The sequence below is a fragment of the Pseudomonas sp. HY7a-MNA-CIBAN-0227 genome, from assembly GCF_040310325.1.
GTDB lineage: Bacteria > Pseudomonadota > Gammaproteobacteria > Pseudomonadales > Pseudomonadaceae > Aquipseudomonas.
This window is the reverse complement of record NZ_JBEOPT010000003.1, coordinates 201,578-225,040: the sequence shown is the minus strand read 5'-3', so window position 1 is coordinate 225,040 and position 23,463 is coordinate 201,578. Positions and strand designations below refer to the sequence as shown.

Sequence of the window (23,463 nt, the reverse complement as noted above, 5' to 3'; positions counted from 1 at the left end):
AAATTGAGGAGCACATCGATGCGCGTCATTCTTCTGGGAGCTCCCGGGGCCGGTAAAGGTACTCAGGCAAAGTTCATCACTGAAAAATTCGGCATTCCACAAATATCCACCGGCGACATGCTGCGTGCGGCCGTCAAGGCTGGCACCGAGCTGGGCCTGATCGCCAAAAGCGTAATGGACAGCGGCGGCCTGGTATCCGATGACCTGATCATCAACCTGGTCAAGGAACGCATCAGCCAGGATGACTGCAAGAACGGCTTCCTGTTCGATGGCTTCCCGCGCACCATCCCCCAGGCTGAAGCGCTGGTGAAGGCTGGCGTGGAGTTGGACAACGTGGTCGAAATCGCCGTTGACGACGAAGAAATCGTCCAGCGCATTGCCGGTCGTCGCGTTCACGAAGCCTCGGGCCGCATCTACCACACCGTCTACAACCCGCCAAAAGTGGCAGGCAAGGACGACATCACCGGCGAAGAGCTGGTGCAGCGCAAGGACGACACCGAAGAAACCGTGCGTCATCGCCTGTCGGTCTACCATTCCCAGACCAAGCCGCTGGTGGATTTCTACCAAAAACTGGCTGATGCCCATGGCAAGCCGAAGTACAGCCACATCGCGGGTGTCGGTTCGGTTGAAGCCATCACCGGCAAGGTGTTGGAAGCACTGAGCTGATAAGTCGATTAGCTTGATGTTCAACGGCCCGCTTGCGGGCCGTTGTTGTTTATACTGGCGCACTTTTTCAATGTGGACGCAAATACCAATGAGCACCTTGCTGGCCCTGGACACCGCGACTGAAGCTTGCTCTGTTGCCTTGCTGCACGATGGCAAGGTAACGAGCCACTACGAGGTGATCCCGCGCCTGCATGCGCAAAAGCTGTTGCCGATGATCAAGCAGTTGCTGATCGATGCGGGCACCACCTTGTCGGCGGTGGATGCCATCGCCTTCGGGCGTGGCCCCGGTGCGTTCACCGGCGTGCGGATTGCCGTTGGCGTGGTCCAGGGGCTGGCATTTGCCCTGGAACGGCCGGTGCTGCCAGTTTCCAATCTCGCCGTGCTGGCCCAGCGAGCGTTTCGCGAACATGGCGCACGCCAGGTCGCGGCGGCCATCGATGCGCGGATGGATGAGGTCTATTGGGGTTGCTACCGAGAAACCGCTGGCGAGATGCGCCTTGTCGGTGTTGAAGTCGTGCAGCCGCCCGAAGTGGCCGCCTTGCCAGAGGATGCCAGCGGTGAATGGTTCGGTGCCGGTACCGGTTGGGGGTATGCCGAGCGCATCGCAGTCCCGCTCAACGGCCAGGACGCCGCAATGTTGCCCCATGCCGAAGACTTGTTGACCCTGGCGCGTTTTGCCTGGGCTCGGGGCGAGGCCATTCCCGCTGATCAGGCACAGCCGGTTTACCTGCGCGATAAAGTGGCGAAGACCAAGGCAGAACGTCAGTAAAAACACCACCAATCGTCAGAAATCACCCCTGCTTTTAAACCTTTGCGAATTAATGTGTTCTAGTTATCACCAGAGCATTTGCGCACCATGAAAAGTGCCGCTAAATTGCCATCATTGATATCGAGTCTGCATGCATGCGTATAGACGGCTTTTCATCCCAGTCCTACCCCCTCAAGCGTAAGCCGCGCAAGGCTAACGTGACGGTAGACGAGTCCGTCGAGGATTCGCCCGACTTTGTTGAAATCCAGCCAGAAACGCCCTCAGGCTCTGCTGTCTCCGCCCGCTCCCAGGGTGCCTCCAGTGCCCGTATCAGCGGCGTTCCTGCCCGCCAGCAAGACATAGTTTTCCCGCGCTCCATGAGCAAAAGCGTTGCCAACGCCCTGGCCAGCTACCTGACCACTGCCGGCTTTGTCGAATGGGATATGGAAGTGCTGGGCCTCGATATACACATCTGATGCTGCTGCCTTACTACCTCGGTTGCCCGTCCTGGAGCGAAAACGCCTGGCGCGAGTACCTGTATCCGCAAGACGCTCGCGCCAGCGACTACCTCGAGCTCTATTCTCAAGTGTTCAACGCCGTTGAAGGCAACACCACTTTCTACGCCCGTCCTTCGGTGGCCACCGTGCAGCGCTGGTCGGAGATCATGCCCAAGCATTTTCGCTTTACCGCCAAGTTTCCGGGTGATATCAGTCATGGCGGCGACTTGCGTGAGCAATTGCCGGCGGCGCAGAGTTTTCTTGGGCTGATGAGCCCTTTGGGGCAACGAGTCTCACCCTTGTGGCTGCAACTGCCTGCCAGTTTCGCGCCTCATCGCCTGGGGGAACTGGCCGGCTTTATCGATGGATTGGAGCCGCCGCTGGCCGTGGAAGTGCGCCACCCTGAATTCTTCGCCAAGGGCGATGCCGAACGCATGCTCAACCGTTTGCTACGTGATCGTGGTGTGGAGCGCATCTGCCTGGACCCCCGCGCGTTGTTCAGTTGCACCTCGACCTCAGCTGCGGTGCTCCACGCCCAGTCGAAAAAGCCCAAGGTGCCAACTCGTCCGGCGGCGCTGACCCAGTTTCCCCAGGTGCGGTTTATCGGCCACCCAGAACTGGAAGCCAATGATCCGTTCCTGGTGCCATGGGTTGAAAAAGTCGCCGGCTGGATCGAAGAAGGCCGCACGCCGTACATGTTCCTGCACACCAGCGACAACCGCTTGGCCGCGCAACTGGCCCAGCGCTTCCATGAAAAACTGATGGTGCGCTTGCCTGGCCTGCCGGCCTTGCCTGAGCTACATCGAGAGCCCGCAGCGCAGCAACTGGGGTTACTCTAAAGCTCCTCTTCCCGCCAGGAGTCAGCAATGGACCCGCAAACCCTTCGCGCCGAAACCTTCAAGGCTTTGCATGAGCGCGACCGCGCATTCGTAATGCCTAATCCGTGGGACCCAGGCTCCGCCAAGATGCTCGCCAGCCTGGGCTACGAAGCGCTGGCCACCACCAGTGCCGGCTTTGCCTTCAGCCTTGGACGCCCGGATGCCGAAGGCGCGTTGTCCCTTGAAGATACCTTGGCCAATGCCGGGATGATCGCCCAGGCAACGATGCTGCCGGTAGCTGCCGATCTAGAAAACGGCTTCAGCGACAGTCCTGAAGGTTGCGCCGAGACTATTCTGCGGGCTGCGGCCACGGGAATCGTCGGCGGCTCCATCGAAGACGCCACGGGTATCGCCATCGACCCTATCTACCCCTTTGATCTTTCCGTTGAGCGTGTTGAAGCTGCCGTTGCTGCCGCTCGCAGCCTGCCGTTTCCGTTCATGCTGACGGCCCGTGCGGAAAATCTCCTGCATGGCAAACTGGATTTGCCCGACACCATCCGCCGTCTGCAGGCTTATGCCGAAGCGGGGGCCGATGTGCTGTATGCACCGGGCCTGCGCAGCGCCGAAGAAGTGCTGGCGGTGGTCCGGGCTGTGGCGCCCAAGCCGGTGAATGTGTTGATGTCCGGCGGCCTCAGGCTCACGGTGGCGCAGTTGAGCGAGATGGGCGTCAAGCGCATCAGCGTCGGTTCGGCGATGGCCCTGGCGGCCTACGGTGAGTTCTTCAGGGCTGCGCGGGAGGTTCATGAGCTGGGGACGTTCACGTTTACCGAACGTTCGATGCCGTTCAGTCAGGCCAATCAGCTGTTCAAGGGTTGAGCCGTGCGCTTTTTCAAAGTGCTGGGCATGCTGCTGGTTTTGGCCGTTGGGCTGGCCGTGGCGCTGTGGCGCGGCTGGGTGCCGCTGCCTGATGAGTGGAATCCCTGGGCGCCGCTGGACGTGCGCGGATCACCGAACCTGTTGACCCGGTTCAAGCTGGGGCGTTTGCAGGATGATCCGGCGTTGTGCGATCAGGTGCTGAAAACCTCCGGTTTGCGAGTCACTCATCAAGCGGACAGCCCCGCCGACGCCGCGTGCCCACTGCGCAATACCTTGCGCGTCCAAGGTGGCGATGTGGGCCTGAGCAGCAGCTTTCTCGCCAGTTGCCCGCTGGCCGTAGCCTTTGCCCTGTTCGAGCGCCACAGCCTGCAACCGGCGGCACAGGCGGTGTTTGGCCAGGCGGTAACGCGGGTCGATCACCTGGGCAGTTTTGCCTGTCGCAATATGTATAACCGTACCGAAGGACGACTGAGCCAACACGCCTCGGCCAACGCCCTGGATATTGCCGGGTTTCGCCTGGCGGACGGGCGCAGTATCAATGTGCTTAAGGATTGGCCGGGCGAGGGCGCGAGTGCGCGTTTTTTGCGTCAGGTGCGTGACAGCGCCTGCAATGATTTCAATGTGGTGTTGAGCCCGGACTACAACGCCGCCCACCGTAACCATTTTCACCTGGACATGGGGCGTTGGTGGGTGTGTCGCTGAGGATTAGGCAGCCAGGCGCAGATTGTGGAGGATCAGCGGGCGTGCCCAGCCGCAGTCGAAGTCCAGTTGTTTCTGTTGTTCCACCAGTTCTTCTGCCGGGAAGGGTTCGGCGGCCGGGGGTAGCAGCTCCATTTCGAACTCGGCAATCGGCAGGAACAGCGGCCGGGGTTGCGGTGCCGGGCCAGGCTCGGGCAGTGGCAGGCCTGCGGTCAGTACGATAGGACGCACCCAACCGCTTTCAAAGTTTTGCTGGCGCTGCTGGGCGACGATCTCTTCCTCGGGGAACGGGACGGCGGCCGGTGGCAGTAATTGCATTTCGAATTCGGCAATCGGCAGGAACAGCGGCTCAGGCGGGGCGATTTTGGTGTCCTGCACATTGCAGTGGCGCTGGGTGACGATTTGCGTCAGCAGGTCGCTGCCGGCGCTGGGTTCCACCGAGGCATCCACCGGCACCGCTTCCTTGGCGGCGAGCGCACTCGGCTCTTCGCCGAGCTGCTCGGCGAGCGCTCGGGCGAAGAAGTCCTGCCACACATGACTGACGCCGGCCAGCGCTTGGGAATTGCGCAGGCCGTAGTGGTTGTGGGTCGGCAGTACACCGGTGAATTGGGAAGGAATGTCTGACATTTCTCTCGGTCGACGCTCAGCTCTGGCAAAATGCCTGATCATTTTTTTATCGGCCGTTTTTTGCCGATCCTTAATATTTTTGAGCGTGGCGACAGATGAGCGAACAACCAGCGGCCAGCCGCATCCGGGTCGAGGCCCTGGCCGAAGGCTTTCAAGCCCGTGCCAAGCACTGGGCCGAGCAGCTTGGGCTGCCTTTGCAGTTGGAGGAGGCGGATTTTGCCTTGCAGGTGGGTGAGCACGGCCTGCAGTTGCAACAGCTGGGGCCGGACGCGCCTGGGCCGGTGCGGGTGGATTTTGTCGAAGGCGGCGCGGCCCATCGTCGTTTATACGGAGGTGGCAGCGGGCAGATGATCGCCAAGGCCGTGGGCATCGCCCAGGGTGTGCGCCCGCGGGTGCTGGACGCCACGGCTGGGCTGGGCAAGGATGCGTTCGTGCTGGCCAGCCTGGGTTGCGAGATGAGCCTGATCGAGCGTCAGCCGCTGATTGGCGCCTTGCTGGAAGACGGCATCGCTAGGGGCGCGGATGATTTCGAGGTGGCGCCGATTGTCGCGCGGATGACCTTGCTCAAGGGCAATTCCATCGAGGTGATGCGCAATTGGGAAGGCGAGCCGCCCCAGGTCATCTACCTCGACCCAATGTTTCCCCATCGTGAGAAAACCGCCCTGGTGAAGAAAGAAATGCGCCTGTTCCGCCCGCTGGTGGGGGATGATCCGGATGCACCGGCCTTGCTGGCAGCAGCGTTGGCCCTGGCCAGCCACCGGGTGGTGGTCAAGCGCCCGCGCAAGGCGCCTTGCATTGAGGGGCCCAAGCCAAGCCATGCGCTGGATGGCAAGTCCAGCCGCTATGATATCTATCCGAAGAAGGCGCTGAAGTCCTGAAACCAGGCTCCCCGCCCGAGGGAGCCGGGCTAAACCCTGTACGCCCGCATAAATAAGCCCACCACGTCCTGTACATGTTCCTCGGCAGCCTCAGGGCTCAACTGCCCGCCACAGCCATATAACAGCCGGAAATTCGCCGTGCCCTTGAGCAGGCAGAAAAAGTGTTCGGCGGCGGTAAGCGGCTTATCGATGCTCAGGGCGCCGCTCTGAGCAATCTTGCTCAGCAAGCGCTCCATGCCTTGCAGCATGCGCATGGGGCCTGCTTCGAAAAAGATCTGAGAGAGTTTCGGGTCCTGGCTGCCCGAGGTCATCATCAGGCGATGCAGGTTCACCGATTCGTCGCTGTTGACCAGCACATGAAAACCACGGGCGATATTCAGCAACACCTTCTCGACGCACACACCGTCAGGCAATTCGAAATACATCACCGGCAACTGCTCTTCGCACTTGGCGATGACGGCAGCGGAGAACAGCGTCTCCTTGTCGGTAAAATGGCTGTAGACGGTCAATTTTGATACGCCCGCCTCAAGGGCCACCGCATCCATGCTGGTATTGGCGTAGCCATTGCTCAAGAACAGGACTTTGGCGGCTTCAAGGATCGCCTGGCGTTTTGCCATGTCCTTGGGGCGCCCGGGGCTATTGGTGTTTACGAGATTGTCGGACATTTTCACTTTAATACTGGACTGGTGAGTTTGGTATTAATAACATACCGGCCAGTATAATTATTCCAAGCACCATTAGCGAAAGGTCCTTCAGCATGCGTCGCTTTGTTCTGCCCCTTGCGTTGCCTGTCAGCCTGGTATTTCTGTTGGCTGCCTGCGGCCATGAAGATGCGGTGAAAACCACCCTCCGCCCGGCCATGGTGGTGCAGCCACAGCCTTCGGCAGCGACGTCCGACAGCTATCCGGGTGAGGTTCGCGCCCGCTATGAGCCGGACCTGGCCTTTCGCATTGGCGGCAAAGTCAGTCGACGACTGGTAGAGGAGGGCGAAAGGGTCAAGGCCAACCAGCCCCTGGCCGAACTCGACCCCCAGGACGTGCGCTTGCAACTGGAAGCCACCCGCGCCCAGGTTGCCGCCGCCGAGGCGAACCTGAGCCTGGTACGCGCCGAGCGTGACCGTTACAAGACCCTGATGGACCGTCAGATGGTCAGCCGCTCCCAGTACGACAATTCCGAAAACATGTACCGTTCCGGGGACGCACGCCTCAAGCAGATCAAGGCTGAATTCGACGTTGCCAACAACCAGGCTGGCTACGCCGTGCTGCGTGCGCCCCAGGATGGGGTGGTCGCCAAGCGCTCTGTGGAAGTTGGCCAGGTGGTGTCCGCCGGCCAGACTGTGTTCACCCTGGCCACTGATGGCGAGCGCGAAGTGCTGATCAGCCTGCCGGAACAAAGCTTTGGCCGCTTCAAGATCGGCCAGCCTGTATCCGTTGAGTTGTGGAGCCAGCCGGACCAACGCTTCACTGGGCGCATTCGCGAGCTGTCGCCAGCGGCAGACCCCAAGTCGCGCACTTTCGCTGCCCGTATTGCGTTCGCCAGCGGTAAAGTCCCGGCAGAGCTGGGCCAGAGTGCGCGAGTATTCATACAAGCCGACGGTGTTATTACGTTGTCTGTGCCGCTGTCGGCCTTAAGCGCGGAGAGCGGCGCGTCCTACGTCTGGCTGGTGCAGTCCGATAACACGCTCAAGCGAGTGCCGGTACGAATCGGGGCCTTTGGCGAGAAAAGCGTACCGGTGCTGGAAGGCCTGAACCCCACGGACTGGGTAATCGCCGCCGGTGTCCATGTGCTCCATGAGGGTCAGCAAGTGCGCCCGGTGGATCGCTCCAATCGGGCGGTGAATCTGACGGCCAACAAGGAGTAGTCCCCGATGGGTTTCAATCTTTCCGAATGGGCGTTGCGCAATCGCCAGATCGTACTGTTCCTGATGCTGTTGCTGGCAGTGGTCGGTACTTTGTCCTACACCAAGCTGGGGCAAAGCGAAGACCCGCCGTTTACCTTCAAGGCCATGGTCATCAAGACCAACTGGCCGGGGGCCACGGCCCAGGAAGTCTCGCGCCAGGTTACCGAGCGCATTGAAAAGAAATTGATGGAGACCGGTGACTACGAACGCATCGTTTCCTTCTCGCGCCCCGGCGAATCCCAGGTCACCTTCATCGCCCGGGACTCGATGTATTCAAAGCAGATCCCCGACCTCTGGTACCAGGTGCGCAAGAAGATCAGCGACATTCGCCAGACATTGCCGCCGGACATCCAGGGCCCGTTTTTCAACGATGAATTTGGCACTACCTTCGGCAACATCTACGCCCTGACCGGTGAGGGTTTCGACTACGCCGTGCTCAAGGACTACGCCGACCGCATCCAGATCCAGCTGCAGCGGGTGCCGGATGTGGGCAAGGTCGAGCTGCTGGGTTTGCAGGACGAGAAGATCTGGATCGAACTGTCCAACCTCAAACTCGCCACCCTCGGTTTACCGCTGGTAGCGGTTCAGCAGGCCTTGCAAGAACAGAACGCCGTCTCCACCGCAGGCTTCTTTGAAACACCCAGCGAGCGCATACAACTGCGGGTCTCCGGCAACTTCAAGACGGTAGAAGAAATTCGTGACTTCCCGATTCGCGTCGGTGATCGCACCTTTCGCATCGGCGATGTGGCTGAGATCCACCGGGGCTTCAACGATCCACCGGCGCCACGCATGCGCTACATGGGTGACGACGCCATCGGCCTGGCAGTAGCCATGCGCGATGGCGGTGACATCCTGGTGCTGGGCAAGGCCCTTGAAGGCCAGTTCGCTCGCCTGCAGAAGAACCTTCCGGCCGGCATGGAGTTGCGCAAGGTCTCCGACCAACCGGCGGCGGTGAAGACCAGTGTCGGCGAATTTGTCCAGGTCCTGGCTGAAGCGCTGGCGATCGTGTTGCTGGTGAGTTTCTTCTCCCTCGGCGTGCGCACCGGCATGGTGGTCGCCCTGGCGATTCCGCTGGTGTTGGCGATGACTTTCGCTGCCATGTACTACCTGGGGATTGGCCTGCACAAGATTTCCCTCGGCGCCCTGGTGCTTGCCCTCGGCTTGCTGGTGGACGACGCGATTATTGCCGTGGAAATGATGGCGATCAAAATGGAGCAGGGTTACGACCGGCTCAGGGCCGCCAGTTTCGCCTGGACCAGCACCGCCTTTCCGATGCTCACCGGCACACTGATCACCGCCGCGGGCTTCTTGCCGATTGCCACCGCGCAATCGAGTACCGGCGAATACACCCGTTCGATCTTCCAGGTGGTGACCATTGCATTGCTGGCTTCCTGGGTTGCCGCCGTGGTGTTCGTGCCGTACCTGGGGGAGAAACTCCTGCCGGACCTGGCGAAAATTCACGCGGATAAGCATGGTGCCGATGGTCCTGATCCCTACGGCACGCCGTTCTATCAGCGAGTAAGACGCTTGGTGGAATGGTGCGTAAGTCGACGCAAGACGGTGATTGTGTTGACCTTGCTGCTGTTTATCGGCTCGGTGGCGCTGTTCCGCTTCGTGCCCCAGCAGTTTTTCCCGGCTTCCGGGCGGCTGGAGTTGATGGTTGATCTGAAGCTGGCCGAAGGCGCGTCGCTGAGCAACACCGCCGATCAGGTCAAGCGTCTGGAGTCGCTGCTCAAGGAACACGCCGGTATCGACAACTACGTGGCCTATGTTGGCACCGGCTCGCCGCGTTTCTACCTGCCCCTGGACCAGCAATTGCCGGCGGCCAGCTTTGCCCAGTTTGTCGTACTCGCCAAGACTATCGAGGAGCGGGAAAGCTTGCGCATCTGGCTGATCGAGACCCTCAATGAACAATTCCCGGCCTTGCGCTCGCGGGTCACGCGCCTGGAGAACGGGCCACCTGTTGGCTACCCGGTGCAGTTCCGAGTCACGGGTGAACATATCGAAGAGGTGCGGGCCCTGGCGCGCAAAGTGGCGGCCAAGGTTCGCGAAAATACCCATGTGGTCAACGTGCACCTGGACTGGGAAGAGCCGAGCAAGGTTGTCTATCTCAATATCGACCAGGACCGCGCTCGTGCCTTGGGTGTGAGCACCGCCAACCTGTCGAAATTTCTCCAGAGTTCCTTGACCGGCTCCAGTGTCAGCCAGTACCGCGAAGATAACGAGTTGATCGAAATTCTCCTGCGCGGCACTGTCCATGAACGTACCGAGTTGTCGTTGTTGCCGAGCCTGGCGGTGCCGACCGATAACGGCAAAAGTGTCGCCTTGTCGCAGATTGCCACCCTGGAGTACGGCTTCGAAGAAGGCATCATCTGGCACCGCAATCGCCTGCCAACGGTGACCATTCGCGCCGATATCTACGGCAAGGAACAACCGGCGAGCCTGGTCCAGCAAATCTTGCCGACTCTGGAAGGCGTACGCGCCGAATTGCCGGACGGTTACCTGCTGGAAGTCGGCGGTACCGTGGAAGATTCCGCTCGCGGGCAAAACTCGGTCAAGGCGGGCGTGCCACTGTTTATCGTGGTGGTGCTGACTTTACTGATGCTGCAACTGCGCAGCTTCTCACGCACGGCGATGGTGTTTCTGACCGCGCCACTGGGGTTGATCGGCGTGACGCTGTTCTTGCTGGTGTTCCGCCAGCCCTTTGGCTTCGTGGCGATGCTAGGGACCATCGCGTTGTCGGGGATGATCATGCGCAACTCGGTGATCCTGGTGGACCAGATCGAGCAGGACATCAAGGCTGGGTTGGCGCCCTGGCAGGCAATTATCGAGGCGACGGTGCGACGTTTCCGTCCCATCGTACTGACCGCCCTGGCGGCGGTATTGGCGATGATCCCGCTGTCACGTAGCGTGTTCTTCGGGCCGATGGCCGTGGCAATCATGGGTGGGTTGATTGTGGCGACGGCGTTGACGCTATTGTTCCTGCCTGCGCTGTATGCTGCGTGGTTCCGAGTCAGGAAGGACGTTGTGTAATCATGCTGGCTACCGTTTCTGCCCTAATGTTGTTGCTGCTGGCGCCTGGGCCAACTAATACCCTGTTATTTCGTGCAGGTGTGTTGTTTGGCTTCGGTGCTTCTTGGCGGCTCGCCTTTGTCGAGTGCCTGGCCTATCTGCTTCAGGTCTCGCTGTGGGGCGCAGCGTTACTCTATATTTCGGCGTATTCGCCTTGGGCCATGCGGGCCACACAGTTGGGCGCAGCCTGTTATTTGCTGTATCTGTCCTATAAGTTGTGGCAGCGCAAAAACAGCGTCACTGCCCCGACAGGTGACCGCTTTGGTGGGCTGTATTTCTTTTTGCTTACGGTCATGAATCCGAAAGGCTTGCTGATCGTTTCGTTTATAGCGCCGATTAATGCATTCGCCGAGCTGCAAGGCTACCTGGCCTTTATGGCGACCCTCGTGTTGGTGATCATTCCGGTAGGTTTTGCCTGGATATTATTGGGTGCGCGATTCGAAGGCCTGCAGCAAACGTGGTTGACGCCCCTGAAGATCAACCGGGCGACGTCCGTTGCCATCTGTTGTTTTGCCTCCATCATGATTGGACGGCTGGCTGATTCGGTTATTCACTGACAACGGGCTCTCAGGTTTGCAGGAAGGAGATCACTGAAGGAAGGAACCATTGCTCACTTACACAAACGCCCCGAATATTCGGGGCGTTTGTATTTATGCTCTGTTTTTTGATTGAAGTGTTCTTTTTGCTGTTTGGTTACAGCGCCCCGAACACCTTCTTGGCCAAGCTGGTGGCCGCCGCCGCCGGATTCTGGCGAATGGTTTCTTCCTGCTGGGCAATCATCTTGAACAACCCGTCCAGGGCTTGCTCGGTCACGTAGTTTTCGATGCTGGCGCTCTTGTCGCCGAGCAAGCCCATTGGGGCTTTTTTGGCGAGGGCGTTGTACTGCTGGGCTACGCCGACCTTGTCAGTGGATTGCTTGACGATGGGCAGGAACTTGGCGCGGATCTGCTCGCGGCTACTTTTGTCCAGGTACTGGGTGGCTGAATCCTGGCCGCCGCTGAGGATGCCCTTGGCATCGCTCACGCTCATGTTTTTCACAGCATTCACCAGAATAGGCTGGGCCTGGGTCACGGCTGATTCGGCCGCCTTGTTCATGCTGGTTTCAAGTTGCGTGAGTTGGTCGCCCATGCCGAGCATTTTCAGCGCGCCGGCGGCTTTGTCCAACTTGCCTGGCAAGCCGATTTTTACCTCGGGGTTATTGCTGAAACCACCGGGCGCGCCCAGTTGCTTTACGGCAATCTGCGCGCCCTGGGTCAGAGCGTCCTTGAGGCCGCCGGTGGCGTCGCCCTGGGACAGGTCGCCCAAGGACAGGGCCATGGCGTTGGCGCCGAGCAGCAGGCCGGCACACAGGGCGGTGAGGCGCAAGGAGTTACGGAGCATGAGCACTTCCTTCTATTCGATTCAATCAATGGGCGACGGCATCGACGCGCAGGCGCAACGGCTGTGGGTCCTGGCCGTTCAACTGCACCGAATGCCGTTCGGTGGTGATAAACAGTAGCTTGCCATCCAGCTCGATGCGAGCACTGACCGAGTAACTGTGGCCAGGCTTGACCTGGGCCGGGTCGTAGCTCAAGTGAAATGGCAGGGGCACCTGGCCGTTGACCGGGCCTTTCTGCTCGGCCAGGGTCACCGATGGTGCATCGGCCAGGGACACGTCCAGCAGGCTGACACTCAAGGTGGCGCTGGGTGGCAGAGCGATGCGTTGTAGGTAGAACACTTCACCGTCGAGGTTGGCCTTGGGAGCGGGGTGCATGGTTTGGCAGGCTCCCAGAAGGGCAGTCAGGCCCAGGAGGATGATTTTTTTCATGGTGGAACTCCTTGTCAGTGGCGCCAGAAACACCCTGGCGCCTCATTAAACCTAGCGGGTTTCTTCAGGTTCGACGGGCTTGTCAGCCGCCTCATCACTGCGATGCAACGCTACCTGGCGAATTGACAGGCGAATCTCCGCCGGCAACACGCGCTTGGCCGCGCCTTCGGCCAGTTCGCCCAGCAGCGGGTGATAACTCAGCTTGCCGGCTTCGTCGCGGCGCAGCACATCCTGCTTCAGAAGCGTCTGGATGAAATGTCGGAAAAGGCTCTTGTCGAAGAACTCCGGGGCGTTGAGACCATGGAGGATCGACAGGCGCTGAGCCATGACGGTGCAGAGGTCTTCCAGTTCTTCGGCGCTGATGCTGTTCTGGCCACTGTTGAGCAACAGCGAGATGGCCATGTAGAAGCGTTGCAGAGTCTGGGCAATGCTCTTGGACAGCAGGGTCAGCAGCACAAAGTTCCGCGAGCTCGGTGCCGGGCGCAGGTAGACGTCGTTCTCGAAGCGCAGCAGGCCTTGTTCGACGAACGCTTGGAGCCACTGATCGACCACCGCGTCCAACTCTTCAAGGGACCAGCGGATAAACAGCTCCGATTGCAGGTACGGATAGAGTGCGCGGGTGTAGCGCAGGATCTGTTCGCGGCTCATCCGCGAGCTGCTCTGGAAGAAACTGGCCAGCAGCGCAGGCAGGGCGAAGATGTGCAGCACGTTGTTGCGGTAGTAGGTCATCAGGACGGCATTTTGCTCGTCCAGGTAAAGAATCTTGCCCAGGGCATCGCTCTGCTCCGAGAGCAGGTCCATGTCCTTGACGTGCTTGATCAGCGCCTGGCCATCGCCTTCGGGCAAGGTGGTGTGGGGCGAGTAGGGCACCCGGCGCAGCAGCGCAAGATACAGGTCCAGCATCCGCGCCATGGCCTGATCGTCCAGGGCCAGGCGGGTGGTGGACAGCAGCGCCAAGGCCACCAGGTTCACCGGATTGATCGCTGCGGCTTCGTTCAAGTGCCGCGCCACCCGCTCGCCGAGTCGGTTGGTGGTTTCGTTAAGCCAGGCGGGCTTGTAGTTCGGGCCCAGTTCCTGGGCGCGCCAGTCGGGTTGTTCCTGATCAAGGAACTCAGCCAGTTTGATCGGTTCGCCGAAGTTGACCGCAACTTGGCCAAAGCGCTGCTTGAGGGCACCGAGAACCTTGAATATATCGAAAATCGACTCTTTCTTTTTAGTCGCGCCGCGCAGTTCGCCGAGGTAGGTGCGGCCTTCCAGCACCCGTTCGTAACCGATGTACACCGGCACAAACACGATGGGCATGCGCGAGGAGCGCAGGAAACTGCGCAGGGTAATTGCCAGCATCCCGGTTTTTGGTTGCAGCATGCGCCCGGTGCGGGAGCGTCCGCCTTCGACGAAGTACTCCACCGGGAAGCCCTTGGTGAACAGGGTGTGCAGGTATTCGTTGAACACCGAGGTGTACAGCGGGTTGCCCTTGAAGGTGCGGCGCATGAAAAACGCCCCGCCGCGGCGCAACAGGCTGCCGATCAGCGGCATGTTCAGGTTGATCCCCGCGGCGATGTGCGGCGGGGTCAGGCCGTTCTTGAACAGCAGGTACGACAACAGCAGATAGTCGATATGGCTGCGGTGACATGGCACGTAGATGATTTCGTAACCCTGGGCGACCTTTTGCACACCATCGATGTTATTGACCTTCACACCGTCGTAGATCTTGTTCCAGAACCAGCTCAGCACCACTTCCATGAACCGGATGGCGGTGTAGGTGTAGTCCGAGGCGATTTCGTTGCCATAGCGCAGGGCCTGGGCCTTGGCCTTTTCCGGGGTGATCTTTTCCCGTTCGGCCTCGTCGAGGATCGCCTGGCGCACCAGTGGCATGTTGACCAGACCTTTCACCAGGTTGCGTCGGTGAGACAGGTCGGGGCCGATCACCGCGGTTTTCAGGTTACGAAAATGCACCCGCAGGATACGTTGGGCCATGCGCACGGTGCGTTCGTGGCCTTTATTGTGCTCGATCAATTCGCGCAGATTAATTGGCGCAGAGAATTGCACTCGGGTCTTGCGGCCGAGGATCAGGATGCTCAGCAGTCGGCGCAGGCGGCCGGTAACGGCCCAGCTGTCGGCAAACAGCAGTTTCCAGGGGCTCGACTCGCTTGCCGGCGACTGGCCCCAGAACACGCTGACCGGAATGATCTGCGCATTTTCTTCGGCGTGTTCGGCAAGGGTACTGACCAAGCGGGTCAGGGTGGGCGGCGCGCCGCGCTTGTCCTGACGGCCAAGCCAATCCGGGTCGGGCGTCAGGTAGAAGAACGCCGCTGGCTCCAGCAAAGAGCCGACCGACACCGGCAGCACCGGGCGCGGCAGGCCGGCCTTGGTGCACTCGGTATCGACCACGGCCAATTCGGTGAGTGAGGGCGATTGCAGGACGTAAAACACCGGTCGGCTGCGGTCCAGGTTCAGGGTGAGGGACGACTGGTTGATCGTCTCCGAGCGAACCCAGAGGTACAACAGTCGGCGCAAGGTGCCAAATACCAGACGGCGGAACGGGGAGCGGGTCATAGGTGTGCTGCTTTGAGTGGAAAAAACCGAGCAGATGCTCGGGCCGCTAGTGTGCCGTATTCATCGAAAATCGGCAAAAAAGCGCCGATGTAAACTTGAGTTGAGAGTTCTTGAGCCTGTCATATACTCGGCAGTTCAATGCGACTGACTCAACCATAAAACTCAACAATAAAAGCAGGTGGGGGCAAACAGATGGCAACGCGCGAGACAGGCAATGTGAAGTGGTTCAACGACGCCAAGGGCTACGGCTTTATCCAGCGTGAAGACGGCAAGGATGTGTTTGTACACTACCGCGCCATTCGTGGTGACGGGCATCGTTCCCTGGCCGAGGGCCAACAGGTGGAGTACGCCGTGGTGACCGGCGAGAAGGGCTTGCAGGCGGAGGATGTGGTCGGCCTGTAAGGCCATGCTTGTGCAGGAGCGGGCTTGCTCGCGATAGTCGTTAACGATAACGCGTGCATCCTGAATGAACGCGGTGCCCTTAAGGCCATCGCGAGCAAGCTCGCTCCTTCAGGATCAGGCTGTTTTCCAGATGATCTCTTCTTCACCATCCACGCTGATCCGCATCCAGCGGTCGGCGGTTTCTTCGCCTTCTTCCTCAACCCAGCTTCCCGGCGCGCAACGTACTTCGACGTTGAGCGCGGCAAAGGCTGCACGGGCGCAGGCGATGTCGTCTTCCCACGGCGTCTGATCGCTTTCCAGGTGCAGGCTGTTCCACTTGCCTACGGCCTTCGGCAGCCATGTAACAGGTACGCTGCCGGCCTTGCATTTGTAGGTCTGGCCTTTCTGGACCCAGTCGGTGCATGGCCCCAGGGCTTCGCCGAGCCAGGAGGCAATGGCCTTGTAGTCGACGTCGGCGTCCTTGAGGTAAATCTCGATATCGGGTTGGCGCATGGATGTTCCTCACTGCGGGTTTCGAAAATCCATTCGCGGATTCAGGACGGGCTCGAAAGCCCAAATAGGGGGTTATTGAAGCACGAAATAGTCGTAACGCATCGACACGGTGACCAGCAGCGGTTCAGGGTGCTCAATCACCTGGGCCCGGCGCTCGGCGCTAGCACGCCAGCCGTGGGGCGTCATGGCCAGCAGGTTGGCGCGGTCCTTGGGGTCCGCCAGGCTAAGCTTGAACTCCAGGGTTTCGCTGTGTTGCAAGCTCATGCCTTGCGGCACCAGCGCCAAGTGCTTGTCGTCGGTGTACTCGCGTACTTCGTCGTACAGGCGTTCGCGCAGCTCCATCAGGTGGCCGCTGGTAGGGCCGACTTTCATCAGGCCGCCGCCAGGGCTGAGCAGGCGCTTGGCCTCTAGCCAATCCAGCGGGCTGAATACACTGGCGAGAAACTGGCAGCTGGCATCGGCCAGCGGCACCCGGGCCATGCTGGCGATCAACCAAGTCAGCGCTGGGTTGCGTTTACAGGCGCGTTTGACCGCCTCCCGGGAAATATCCAGGGCATAACCCTCGGCGCGGGGCAGGGCATCGGCGATTTGCGCGGTGTAATAACCCTCGCCACAACCGATGTCCAGCCAGCGCTGGGGCGATTGCTCAGCGGCCAGTTCGGCCAGGCGCTTGGCCACTGGCGCGTAATGGCCCGCGTTGAGAAAATCGCGGCGTGCTTCAACCATGGCCAGGTTGTCGCCCGGGTCACGGCTGTTCTTGTGCTGTACCGGCAACAGGTTCAGATAACCCTGGCGCGCCCGGTCGAAGCGGTGCCCGACCGGGCAGGCCACGCCATTGTCCACCGCGTTCAGCGGTGCGCTGCAAATGGGGCAAGCGAGCATCAGGCGAGCAACTTAATCAGGGTTTGGTAATAGATTTCGGTCAGCACATCGAGGTCGCTGGCGAGGATGCGCTCGTTGACCTGATGGATTGTTGCGTTGACCGGGCCCAGCTCAACCACCTGGGTGCCGAGGGTCGCGATGAAGCGCCCGTCAGACGTGCCGCCGCTGGTGGAGGCCTTGGTCTCGCGACCGGTAATCGCCTTGATGCTGGCCGAGACGGCGTCGAGCAGCGCGCCCGGTTCGGTAAGGAACGGCAGGCCCGACAGCGCCCACTCCACATGCCAGTCCAGGCCATGCTTGTCGAGAATCACCGCGACTCGTTGTTGCAGGCCTTCGACCGTCGACTCGGTGGAGAAGCGGAAGTTGAACACCGCTACTAGATCACCGGGGATCACGTTGGTCGCGCCGGTGCCGGAATTGAGGTTGGAAATCTGGAAGCTGGTCGGCGGGAAGAAGGTGTTGCCATCGTCCCAATGCTCTGCGGCCAGTTCAGCCAGAGCCGCAGCGGCCAGGTGGATTGGATTCTTCGCCAGATGCGGGTAGGCCACATGGCCTTGCACGCCGCGTACAGTCAGGGTGGCGCCGAGCGAGCCGCGACGACCGTTCTTCACTACATCGCCCACCAGCGTGGTGCTCGACGGTTCGCCAACGATGCACCAGTCCAGGCGCTCCTTGCGGGCCGCCAGGCGCTCGATCACGGCCTTGGTGCCGTGGTGCGCCGGGCCTTCTTCATCGCTGGTGATCAAGAAAGCCACCGAACCCTTGTGGTCCGGGTAGTCGCTGACAAAGCGCTCGGCGGCCACCAGCATGGCTGCCAGGCTACCTTTCATGTCCGCCGCGCCACGGCCGCAGAGCATGCCGTTTTCGTCGATCAAGGCGTCGAACGGATCGTTCTGCCAGGCTTGCACCGGACCGGTGGGCACCACGTCGGTGTGACCTGCAAAGCACAGCACCGGGCCTTCATGCTTGCCGTGGGTGGCCCAGAAGTTATCCACATCCTCGATGCGCATTGGCTCAAGCTGGAAACCGGCGTCGCCCAGGCGCTGCATCATCAGCTTCTGGCAATCGGCATCGATTGGCGTCACCGACGGGCGACGGATCAGGTCGATAGCGAGTTGGAGGGTCGGCGAAAGGTCGGCGTGGGCCGTCATGGGGAACTCCGGAAGCTTTTATAGATGAGCAGGCAAGGCGCGCAAAATGGCGGATATCTTAAAGCAAAACGGCGGCCAGAGGCCGCCGTTTAGTGCATTGCACAAGATTTTACGAAGCTGGCACAGGTTCAGGCGCCGCGGCCGGTTTCGGCAGCGAAGACAGGAACGCCATGATCAACGCCGCCAGGTAAGGTAACGACTGCACCAGCAGCATCACCACCCAGAAGCGCATGTCATTACTCGGCAGGCCCTGCACCAGGTAGATCCCCAGCGCCGCGCCCCACAACAGCAGCATGATGAACAATTCTTCCCGGGCTTCAGAAATAGCTACCCAGAAACCGTGGTTATCGGCGTTTTTCGGTGTGCGAAAGAACGGAATACTGGTGGTGAAAAAGCCGTACAGCACCGCCTTGGCGATGGTGTGGGACAACGCCAACCCGGCCAGCGCTGCGCAGAACGCATCCTTGAGGTTCACGCCAACGGCGCGACGGTAGAGGAAGATGATCTTGCCGACCTTGAACACGAACAGCGCCAACGGCGGGATCGCGAAGATCAGCAGTGGCGGGTCGACCCGCGTCGGCACGATGATCATCGCTGCCGACCACAACAGGGCGCCGACGGTGAAGAAGATGTTCATGCCGTCTGCCACCCACGGCAACCAGCCCGCGAGGAAGTGGTAGCGCTGGCCACGGGTCAGTTCGGTGCCCTTGCCGCGCAACAGGCTGGCGGTGTGCCGCTTGATGATCTGAATCGCCCCGTAGGCCCAGCGAAAGCGCTGTTTCTTGAAGTCGATAAAGGTATCGGGCATCAGGCCCTTGCCGTAGCTTTCGTGGTAATACGCCGCCGACAGGCCTTTTTCAAAGACTCGCAGGCCCAGCTCGGCATCCTCGCAGATGCACCAGTCGGCCCAGCCCAGTTCCTCCAGTACCGAACGGCGGGTCATGGTCATGGTGCCGTGCTGGATGATCGCGTCACGGTCGTTTCGCGTCACCATGCCGATATGGAAGAAGCCTTTATATTCGGCGTAGCAGAGCTTCTTGAAGGTACTTTCGTTCTGGTCGCGATAATCCTGGGGCGATTGCACCACGGCGATTTTCGGGTCGGCGAAGTGCGGCACCATGTGCTTGAGCCAGTTCGGGTCGACGCAGTAGTCCGAGTCAATCACCGCGATCACTTCGGCGTCCTTGGCGGTATGCGGGATCAGGTAGTTCAGCGCGCCGCCCTTGAAACCGGCCAGGGGCGAGACATGGAAGAACTTGAAGCGCGGGCCGAGGGTTTCACAGTAGTCGCGCACCGGCTCCCACACAGCTGGGTCCTTGGTGTTGTTGTCGATGATCAGGACTTCGTAGTCCGGATAGTCGAGGGCGGCCAGGGCGTCGAGGGTCTGTTTGACCATCTCCGGTGGCTCGTTGTAGCAGGGCACATGGATAGAGACTTTCGGGCGGTAGTCCGAATCCCCGGTCACCGGCAGGAATTCACGCCGACGCTTGTGGGTCCAGACCGCTTCCGCCAGTTCATGGGCCTCGGTCAGCAACACGATAAACACGCCCAGGGCGCCGAGTGCCAGCAGGAAACCCACCGTCAGACTGAACCAGGTGCTGTATTGCTGGCTGTAGTCGTAGCCGATCCACACCAGCACCGACCCGCACAGGAACGCGATAAAGGTCAGAAAGGTACGACCGCGCTGGCGCAGGGCCGAGCCGTCGATCATCAGCAGGGTCAGGGACAGCAGCGCCAACACCACCGACCCGATGGCCAGCACGCGCCATTGCGGGATCGCCACAACGGGGCCTTCAAAGTTGAATTTCTGCTGGCGCGCGGCGTTGAACACACCCCAATAGGCGCCCACCGAACCTTCATCACTGGCCTTCCACGGCTGATCGAAGGCTTCGATCACAAAGTAGTTGTAGCCCTGACGGTTGAGTTTGTTCACCAGCGTGCGCAGATAAATTGCCTGGTCGGCAGGGGACGCATCTGAACCGCCACGCATCCGGCCATTGCTCGGCCAGCCAACCTCCGATAGCAACAACGGCTTTTTCGGGAAAGTCTTCTTCAGATCCCGTGCACGGTCGAGTACGAACTGGCCGGCCTTATCCACCGGGATATGCTCCCAGTATGGCAGGATATGCGCGGCAATCAGGTCGACGTGCTTGCCCAGTTGCGGGTTGTCTTCCCAAATGTGCCACTGCTCGGAGGTAGTCACCGGCACTTTCACGGCAGCGCGGACCCGGTCCAGCAGGACGATCAGTGCTTCGGGGGTGATTTCCTTGCGGAACAGGGCTTCGTTGCCCACCACGACCCGCACGACACTGCGCGAGCTGTTGGCGATCTCGATGGCGCGCAGGATCTCGCGCTCGTTGCGCTCAAGGTCCGGGCTGATCCAGATCCCCAGGGTTACCCGCAGGCCGAATTCTTCCGCCAGTTTGGGAATATCCCCCAGGGTGGCGTCGACCGAATAGGTACGGATGTTGTCCGTCAGTTTGCTCATGATCTCCAGATCACGGCGCATTTGTTCGTCGGTGGGGTACTGGTCTTTCTGCGGGTACTGGCCTTGCTGGAATGGCGAGTAGGAAAAACCGGAGATCTGTTCAGGCCAGTTGGGGGTAGTGACCGGGCGGTTGATCAACGCCCAGAAGCCGCTGAACAGCGCGGCAATCGCCAGCACCACCACCAGGTTGAGTCCAAATTTACGCGATGACATAGCTATTTCGGGTTCCAAAGGGTGTGGAACGAAAAGAGGTGTCGGCCTGCGCCGAACGGCGCGCATCCTACACTGGCCTTCGACTTACCGTACAGCAAGCCGAGAAAAACCGGACATTGGGCAGCGAAAGTTCATCTAAGTTCTTAACTTGTAGCTTGTAGCTTAAAACTTGTCGCTGCGTAGCCCTATAATGCGCGCCGGTTTTTGGGGTAATGGTCATGAGTACAGAAGATCCACGGTTTGCTGGCATCGCCCGTTTGTATGGCATTGAAGGCCTGGAACGCTTGAAAGCGGCCCATGTGGCCATTGTCGGCGTCGGCGGTGTCGGCTCCTGGGCGGCAGAAGCTATCGCCCGCTGCGGCGTGGGCGAGATCTCGCTGTTCGACCTGGACGACGTCTGCGTCAGCAACAGCAACCGCCAGTTGCACGCGCTGGACAGCACCGTGGGTCAAGCCAAGGTCGAGGTCATGGCCGAGCGCCTGCGCGGGATCAACCCGGATTGCACCGTGCATGCAGTGGCGGATTTCGTCACCCGCGAGACCATGGCCGAGTACATCACCCCCAACATCGACTGCGTGATCGACTGTATCGACAGCGTCAACGCCAAGGCGGCGCTGATCGCCTGGTGCAAGCGGCGCAAGATCCAGATCATCACCACCGGCGGCGCGGGCGGGCAGATTGATCCGACGTTGATTCAGGTGTGCGATTTGAACCGTACGTTCAACGATCCATTGGCATCGAAAGTGCGCTCGACCTTGCGCCGCGATTACGGTTTTTCCCGCACCGTGACCCGGCATTACAGCGTGCCGTGTGTGTTTTCTACGGAGCAACTGCGTTATCCCAAGCCTGATGGCAGCATTTGCCTGCAGAAGAGTTTTGTTGGGGATGGGGTGAAGCTGGACTGTGCTGGTGGGTTTGGTGCGGTGATGATGGTGACCGCGACGTTTGGCATGGTGGCGGCGACCAAGGCGGTGGATAAGATTGTGGCCGGGGTGCGCAGGCCTTCTGATCGGGTCAAGATTACGTAGATTACGGTCGGTTTTCTGAGTACAAACTCAGCGCCCGCATCCTCTGCAGCACCGCATTCAACCCATTACTACGCGAAGGCGACAACTGCCGCGACAAGCCCAGCTGTTCAAACCAGCCAGGCAGATCGACAGCTTGCAATTCAACCGCCGACAAGCCGTTAACCCGAGCCAGCAGCAACGCCACCAGCCCACGAATTAACCGGGCTTCGCTGCTGGCGGCAAACTGCCAATGCCCATCCTGCAAGTGCCCCACCAACCACACCAGGCTTTCGCAGCCCTGCACCAGGTTGGCATCGACCTTGTCCGCATCAGGCAGTGCCGGTAGCCGCTCGCCCCATTGCATCAACAGTCGGGCACGTTGCTCCCAACTGCCAACTGCCTGAAACGCTTCCAGAGCAGCCACTGCCTGCGCTGGCAAACTCATAGCAACATGTCCAAAGCCTGATCCAGCGCCTCGAAGAAGCGCTCTAGGTCATCGGAATCGTTGTACAGCGCCAGGGAAACCCGGATCGCGCCCGACAGCCCCATGTGCTTGAGCAACGGCATCGCGCAATGATGGCCCGCGCGTACGGCAATGCCTTGTTCTGTCAGCAGGTGGGCGAGGTCGGCGTTATGCACACCCTCCACCACAAAGCTGGCCAAGGCCACTTGCGGTGGGCCCAGCAGCCGTACGCCATTACGCGTCCGCAAGCCGCGCAATAGATAGTCATGCAGCGCAGCTTCGTGGGTCATCACCGCTTGCTGATCCAGTGAAATCAGGTAGTCCAGAGTCGCCCCCAGGCCAATCACCCCGGCAATCGGCGGTGTGCCCGCCTCAAAACCCAGGGGCGCCTGGCGAAAGCTGGCACTGTGATAGTCGGCCTGCTGCACCATCTCGCCGCCAAACTGCCAATGGCGCAGGTGGTGTAAGGCTTCGTTGCGGCTGTAGAGCACGCCGACGCCATCCGGGCCGTAGAGTTTGTGGCTGGAAAATACATAGAAGTCGCAGCCCAGGGCCTGGACGTCGTGACGGCCGTGGACGATGCCTTGTGCGCCATCGACCACGGTCAACGCGTCCTGAGCCTTGGCCATCGCCAACAACGCTGGCAAGGGTTGCCAGGTGCCAAGCACATTGGACAGTTGGCTCACCGCCAGCAGTCGAGTGCGCGGGCCGATTAATTGGGCGGCGGCTTGCAGGTCGATCAAGCCATCATCGCCCAGGGGTAGCACCACCAGATCAAGCTCGCGGCGTTTGGCCAGTTGCTGCCAGGGCAGCAGGTTGGCGTGGTGTTCCAGGGCGCTGATGACAATCTCATCGCCAGGAGTAAAAAGATGCTCAAGGCCGTAAGCCAAGAGGTTCAGCGCTGATGTCGCGCCGTGGGTGAAGATGATTTGCCCATCCTCGCCAACATTGAGCCACTGCGCCACCTTGCTGCGACTGTCCTCGAAGGCTTGGGTCGCATGGGCGCCCGGCAAATGCTGGGCACGGTGCACATTGGCTGCGCCATTGGCGTAGTAATGGATGGTCGCGTCCAGCAGGGCTTGAGGCTTTTGCGTGGTGGCGGCGTTGTCCAGGTAGGTCTGGCCTTGCCGTTGCAGGGTGGCGATGGCCGGAAAGTCGGCGCGCCAGGGAGAGGGCACAAGCATGGTGTTCAAGACTCGTATGAGCGAGCCGTACCCGAAG

23 protein-coding genes are annotated in these 23,463 nt (G+C 60.4%); 12 read left to right on the top strand and 11 right to left on the bottom strand.

Annotation, left to right across the window (positions count from 1 at the left end; translation table 11 throughout):
- Nucleotides 1-18 precede the first annotated feature (18 nt).
- The 6 genes from adk (at nucleotide 19) to AAEZ06_RS07120 (ending at nucleotide 4,307) form a co-directional block, all read left to right on the top strand.
- A complete protein-coding gene (gene adk, locus AAEZ06_RS07145) occupies nucleotides 19-666 on the top strand; it encodes an adenylate kinase (protein ID WP_149412967.1) in 648 nt (215 codons plus the stop codon).
- An 88-nt stretch (nucleotides 667-754) separates the two neighbouring features.
- Complete coding sequence (gene tsaB, locus AAEZ06_RS07140) at nucleotides 755-1,435, top strand: tRNA (adenosine(37)-N6)-threonylcarbamoyltransferase complex dimerization subunit type 1 TsaB (protein ID WP_350613631.1); 681 nt, start codon at nucleotides 755-757, stop codon at nucleotides 1,433-1,435.
- Between the two features lie 134 nt (nucleotides 1,436-1,569).
- Nucleotides 1,570-1,890, top strand: a complete 321-nt coding sequence (locus tag AAEZ06_RS07135; protein WP_149412969.1) for a hypothetical protein — start codon at nucleotides 1,570-1,572, stop codon at nucleotides 1,888-1,890.
- On the top strand, nucleotides 1,890-2,750 hold the full coding sequence (locus AAEZ06_RS07130; protein ID WP_149412970.1) for a DUF72 domain-containing protein: 861 nt from the start codon (nucleotides 1,890-1,892) through the stop codon (nucleotides 2,748-2,750). Before AAEZ06_RS07135 ends, AAEZ06_RS07130 begins: the two co-directional genes overlap by 1 nt.
- A 27-nt stretch (nucleotides 2,751-2,777) precedes the next feature.
- Nucleotides 2,778-3,605, top strand: a complete 828-nt coding sequence (locus tag AAEZ06_RS07125) for an isocitrate lyase/PEP mutase family protein (protein ID WP_350613628.1) — start codon at nucleotides 2,778-2,780, stop codon at nucleotides 3,603-3,605.
- A 3-nt stretch (nucleotides 3,606-3,608) separates the two neighbouring features.
- Nucleotides 3,609-4,307 (top strand): extensin-like domain-containing protein, encoded by a 699-nt coding sequence (locus AAEZ06_RS07120; RefSeq protein WP_350613626.1) that lies wholly within the window; start codon nucleotides 3,609-3,611, stop codon nucleotides 4,305-4,307.
- Between the two features lie 3 nt (nucleotides 4,308-4,310).
- Here the strand turns inward: AAEZ06_RS07120 and AAEZ06_RS07115 are convergent, their stop codons facing one another.
- The gene (locus AAEZ06_RS07115) at nucleotides 4,311-4,931 is read right to left on the bottom strand and encodes an energy transducer TonB (protein ID WP_149412973.1); all 621 of its coding nucleotides are present in this window, start codon (nucleotides 4,929-4,931) and stop codon (nucleotides 4,311-4,313) included.
- Nucleotides 4,932-5,026: 95 nt separating this feature from the next.
- Here AAEZ06_RS07115 and AAEZ06_RS07110 point away from each other — a divergent pair, with 95 nt between their 5' ends.
- Complete coding sequence (locus AAEZ06_RS07110) at nucleotides 5,027-5,809, top strand: class I SAM-dependent methyltransferase (RefSeq protein WP_350613624.1); 783 nt, start codon at nucleotides 5,027-5,029, stop codon at nucleotides 5,807-5,809.
- A gap of 29 nt (nucleotides 5,810-5,838) precedes the next feature.
- Here AAEZ06_RS07110 and AAEZ06_RS07105 read toward each other — a convergent pair whose 3' ends face one another.
- Complete coding sequence (locus AAEZ06_RS07105; RefSeq protein WP_149412975.1) at nucleotides 5,839-6,474, bottom strand: TetR/AcrR family transcriptional regulator; 636 nt, start codon at nucleotides 6,472-6,474, stop codon at nucleotides 5,839-5,841.
- A 92-nt stretch (nucleotides 6,475-6,566) separates the two neighbouring features.
- On the opposite strand from AAEZ06_RS07105, the gene AAEZ06_RS07100 reads away from it, so the two are divergent.
- From AAEZ06_RS07100 to AAEZ06_RS07090, 3 genes are read left to right on the top strand one after another with little or no spacing between them, the layout of a single operon-like run.
- Nucleotides 6,567-7,670, top strand: a complete 1,104-nt coding sequence (locus tag AAEZ06_RS07100; protein ID WP_149412976.1) for an efflux RND transporter periplasmic adaptor subunit — start codon at nucleotides 6,567-6,569, stop codon at nucleotides 7,668-7,670.
- A gap of 6 nt (nucleotides 7,671-7,676) precedes the next feature.
- Nucleotides 7,677-10,742 carry an efflux RND transporter permease subunit gene (locus AAEZ06_RS07095; protein ID WP_350613621.1) on the top strand — a complete coding sequence of 1,022 codons (3,066 nt, stop codon included), beginning with the start codon at nucleotides 7,677-7,679 and terminating at the stop codon, nucleotides 10,740-10,742.
- Nucleotides 10,743-10,744: 2 nt separating this feature from the next.
- Complete coding sequence (locus tag AAEZ06_RS07090) at nucleotides 10,745-11,338, top strand: LysE family translocator (protein WP_149412978.1); 594 nt, start codon at nucleotides 10,745-10,747, stop codon at nucleotides 11,336-11,338.
- A gap of 136 nt (nucleotides 11,339-11,474) precedes the next feature.
- On the opposite strand, the gene AAEZ06_RS07085 is transcribed toward AAEZ06_RS07090, so the two are convergent.
- The 3 genes from AAEZ06_RS07085 to plsB are packed head-to-tail and all read right to left on the bottom strand — an operon-like array spanning nucleotide 11,475 to nucleotide 15,144.
- A complete protein-coding gene (locus AAEZ06_RS07085) occupies nucleotides 11,475-12,161 on the bottom strand; it encodes a DUF4197 domain-containing protein (RefSeq protein ID WP_133102187.1) in 687 nt (228 codons plus the stop codon).
- 25 nt (nucleotides 12,162-12,186) lie between these two features.
- The gene (locus tag AAEZ06_RS07080) at nucleotides 12,187-12,588 is read right to left on the bottom strand and encodes a YbaY family lipoprotein (RefSeq protein WP_350613619.1); all 402 of its coding nucleotides are present in this window, start codon (nucleotides 12,586-12,588) and stop codon (nucleotides 12,187-12,189) included.
- A gap of 51 nt (nucleotides 12,589-12,639) precedes the next feature.
- On the bottom strand, nucleotides 12,640-15,144 hold the full coding sequence (plsB, locus tag AAEZ06_RS07075) for a glycerol-3-phosphate 1-O-acyltransferase PlsB (protein WP_350613617.1): 2,505 nt from the start codon (nucleotides 15,142-15,144) through the stop codon (nucleotides 12,640-12,642).
- A 192-nt stretch (nucleotides 15,145-15,336) separates the two neighbouring features.
- Here plsB and AAEZ06_RS07070 point away from each other — a divergent pair, with 192 nt between their 5' ends.
- Nucleotides 15,337-15,546, top strand: coding sequence for a cold-shock protein (locus tag AAEZ06_RS07070; RefSeq protein ID WP_032891681.1), 210 nt, complete (start codon nucleotides 15,337-15,339; stop codon nucleotides 15,544-15,546).
- Between the two features lie 114 nt (nucleotides 15,547-15,660).
- On the opposite strand, the gene AAEZ06_RS07065 is transcribed toward AAEZ06_RS07070, so the two are convergent.
- From AAEZ06_RS07065 to AAEZ06_RS07050, 4 genes are all read right to left on the bottom strand, one after another.
- A complete protein-coding gene (locus AAEZ06_RS07065; protein WP_133102190.1) occupies nucleotides 15,661-16,038 on the bottom strand; it encodes a hypothetical protein in 378 nt (125 codons plus the stop codon).
- 72 nt (nucleotides 16,039-16,110) lie between these two features.
- Nucleotides 16,111-16,920: a putative RNA methyltransferase gene (locus AAEZ06_RS07060; protein ID WP_149412982.1), complete on the bottom strand. Its 810-nt coding sequence runs from the start codon at nucleotides 16,918-16,920 to the stop codon at nucleotides 16,111-16,113.
- On the bottom strand, nucleotides 16,920-18,071 hold the full coding sequence (gene dapE / locus AAEZ06_RS07055) for a succinyl-diaminopimelate desuccinylase (RefSeq protein ID WP_350613614.1): 1,152 nt from the start codon (nucleotides 18,069-18,071) through the stop codon (nucleotides 16,920-16,922). Before dapE ends, AAEZ06_RS07060 begins: the two co-directional genes overlap by 1 nt.
- 109 nt (nucleotides 18,072-18,180) lie before the next feature.
- Nucleotides 18,181-20,772 carry a glycosyltransferase gene (locus AAEZ06_RS07050; protein WP_149412984.1) on the bottom strand — a complete coding sequence of 864 codons (2,592 nt, stop codon included), beginning with the start codon at nucleotides 20,770-20,772 and terminating at the stop codon, nucleotides 18,181-18,183.
- 218 nt (nucleotides 20,773-20,990) lie between these two features.
- Here AAEZ06_RS07050 and tcdA point away from each other — a divergent pair, with 218 nt between their 5' ends.
- On the top strand, nucleotides 20,991-21,800 hold the full coding sequence (tcdA, locus tag AAEZ06_RS07045; RefSeq protein WP_178114484.1) for a tRNA cyclic N6-threonylcarbamoyladenosine(37) synthase TcdA: 810 nt from the start codon (nucleotides 20,991-20,993) through the stop codon (nucleotides 21,798-21,800).
- 1 nt (nucleotide 21,801) lies between these two features.
- Here the strand turns inward: tcdA and AAEZ06_RS07040 are convergent, their stop codons facing one another.
- Both AAEZ06_RS07040 and AAEZ06_RS07035 read right to left on the bottom strand, forming a co-directional pair.
- Nucleotides 21,802-22,224 (bottom strand): SufE family protein, encoded by a 423-nt coding sequence (locus tag AAEZ06_RS07040; protein ID WP_350613611.1) that lies wholly within the window; start codon nucleotides 22,222-22,224, stop codon nucleotides 21,802-21,804.
- The gene (locus AAEZ06_RS07035; protein WP_350613609.1) at nucleotides 22,221-23,426 is read right to left on the bottom strand and encodes an aminotransferase class V-fold PLP-dependent enzyme; all 1,206 of its coding nucleotides are present in this window, start codon (nucleotides 23,424-23,426) and stop codon (nucleotides 22,221-22,223) included. Before AAEZ06_RS07035 ends, AAEZ06_RS07040 begins: the two co-directional genes overlap by 4 nt.
- Nucleotides 23,427-23,463 lie beyond the last annotated feature (37 nt).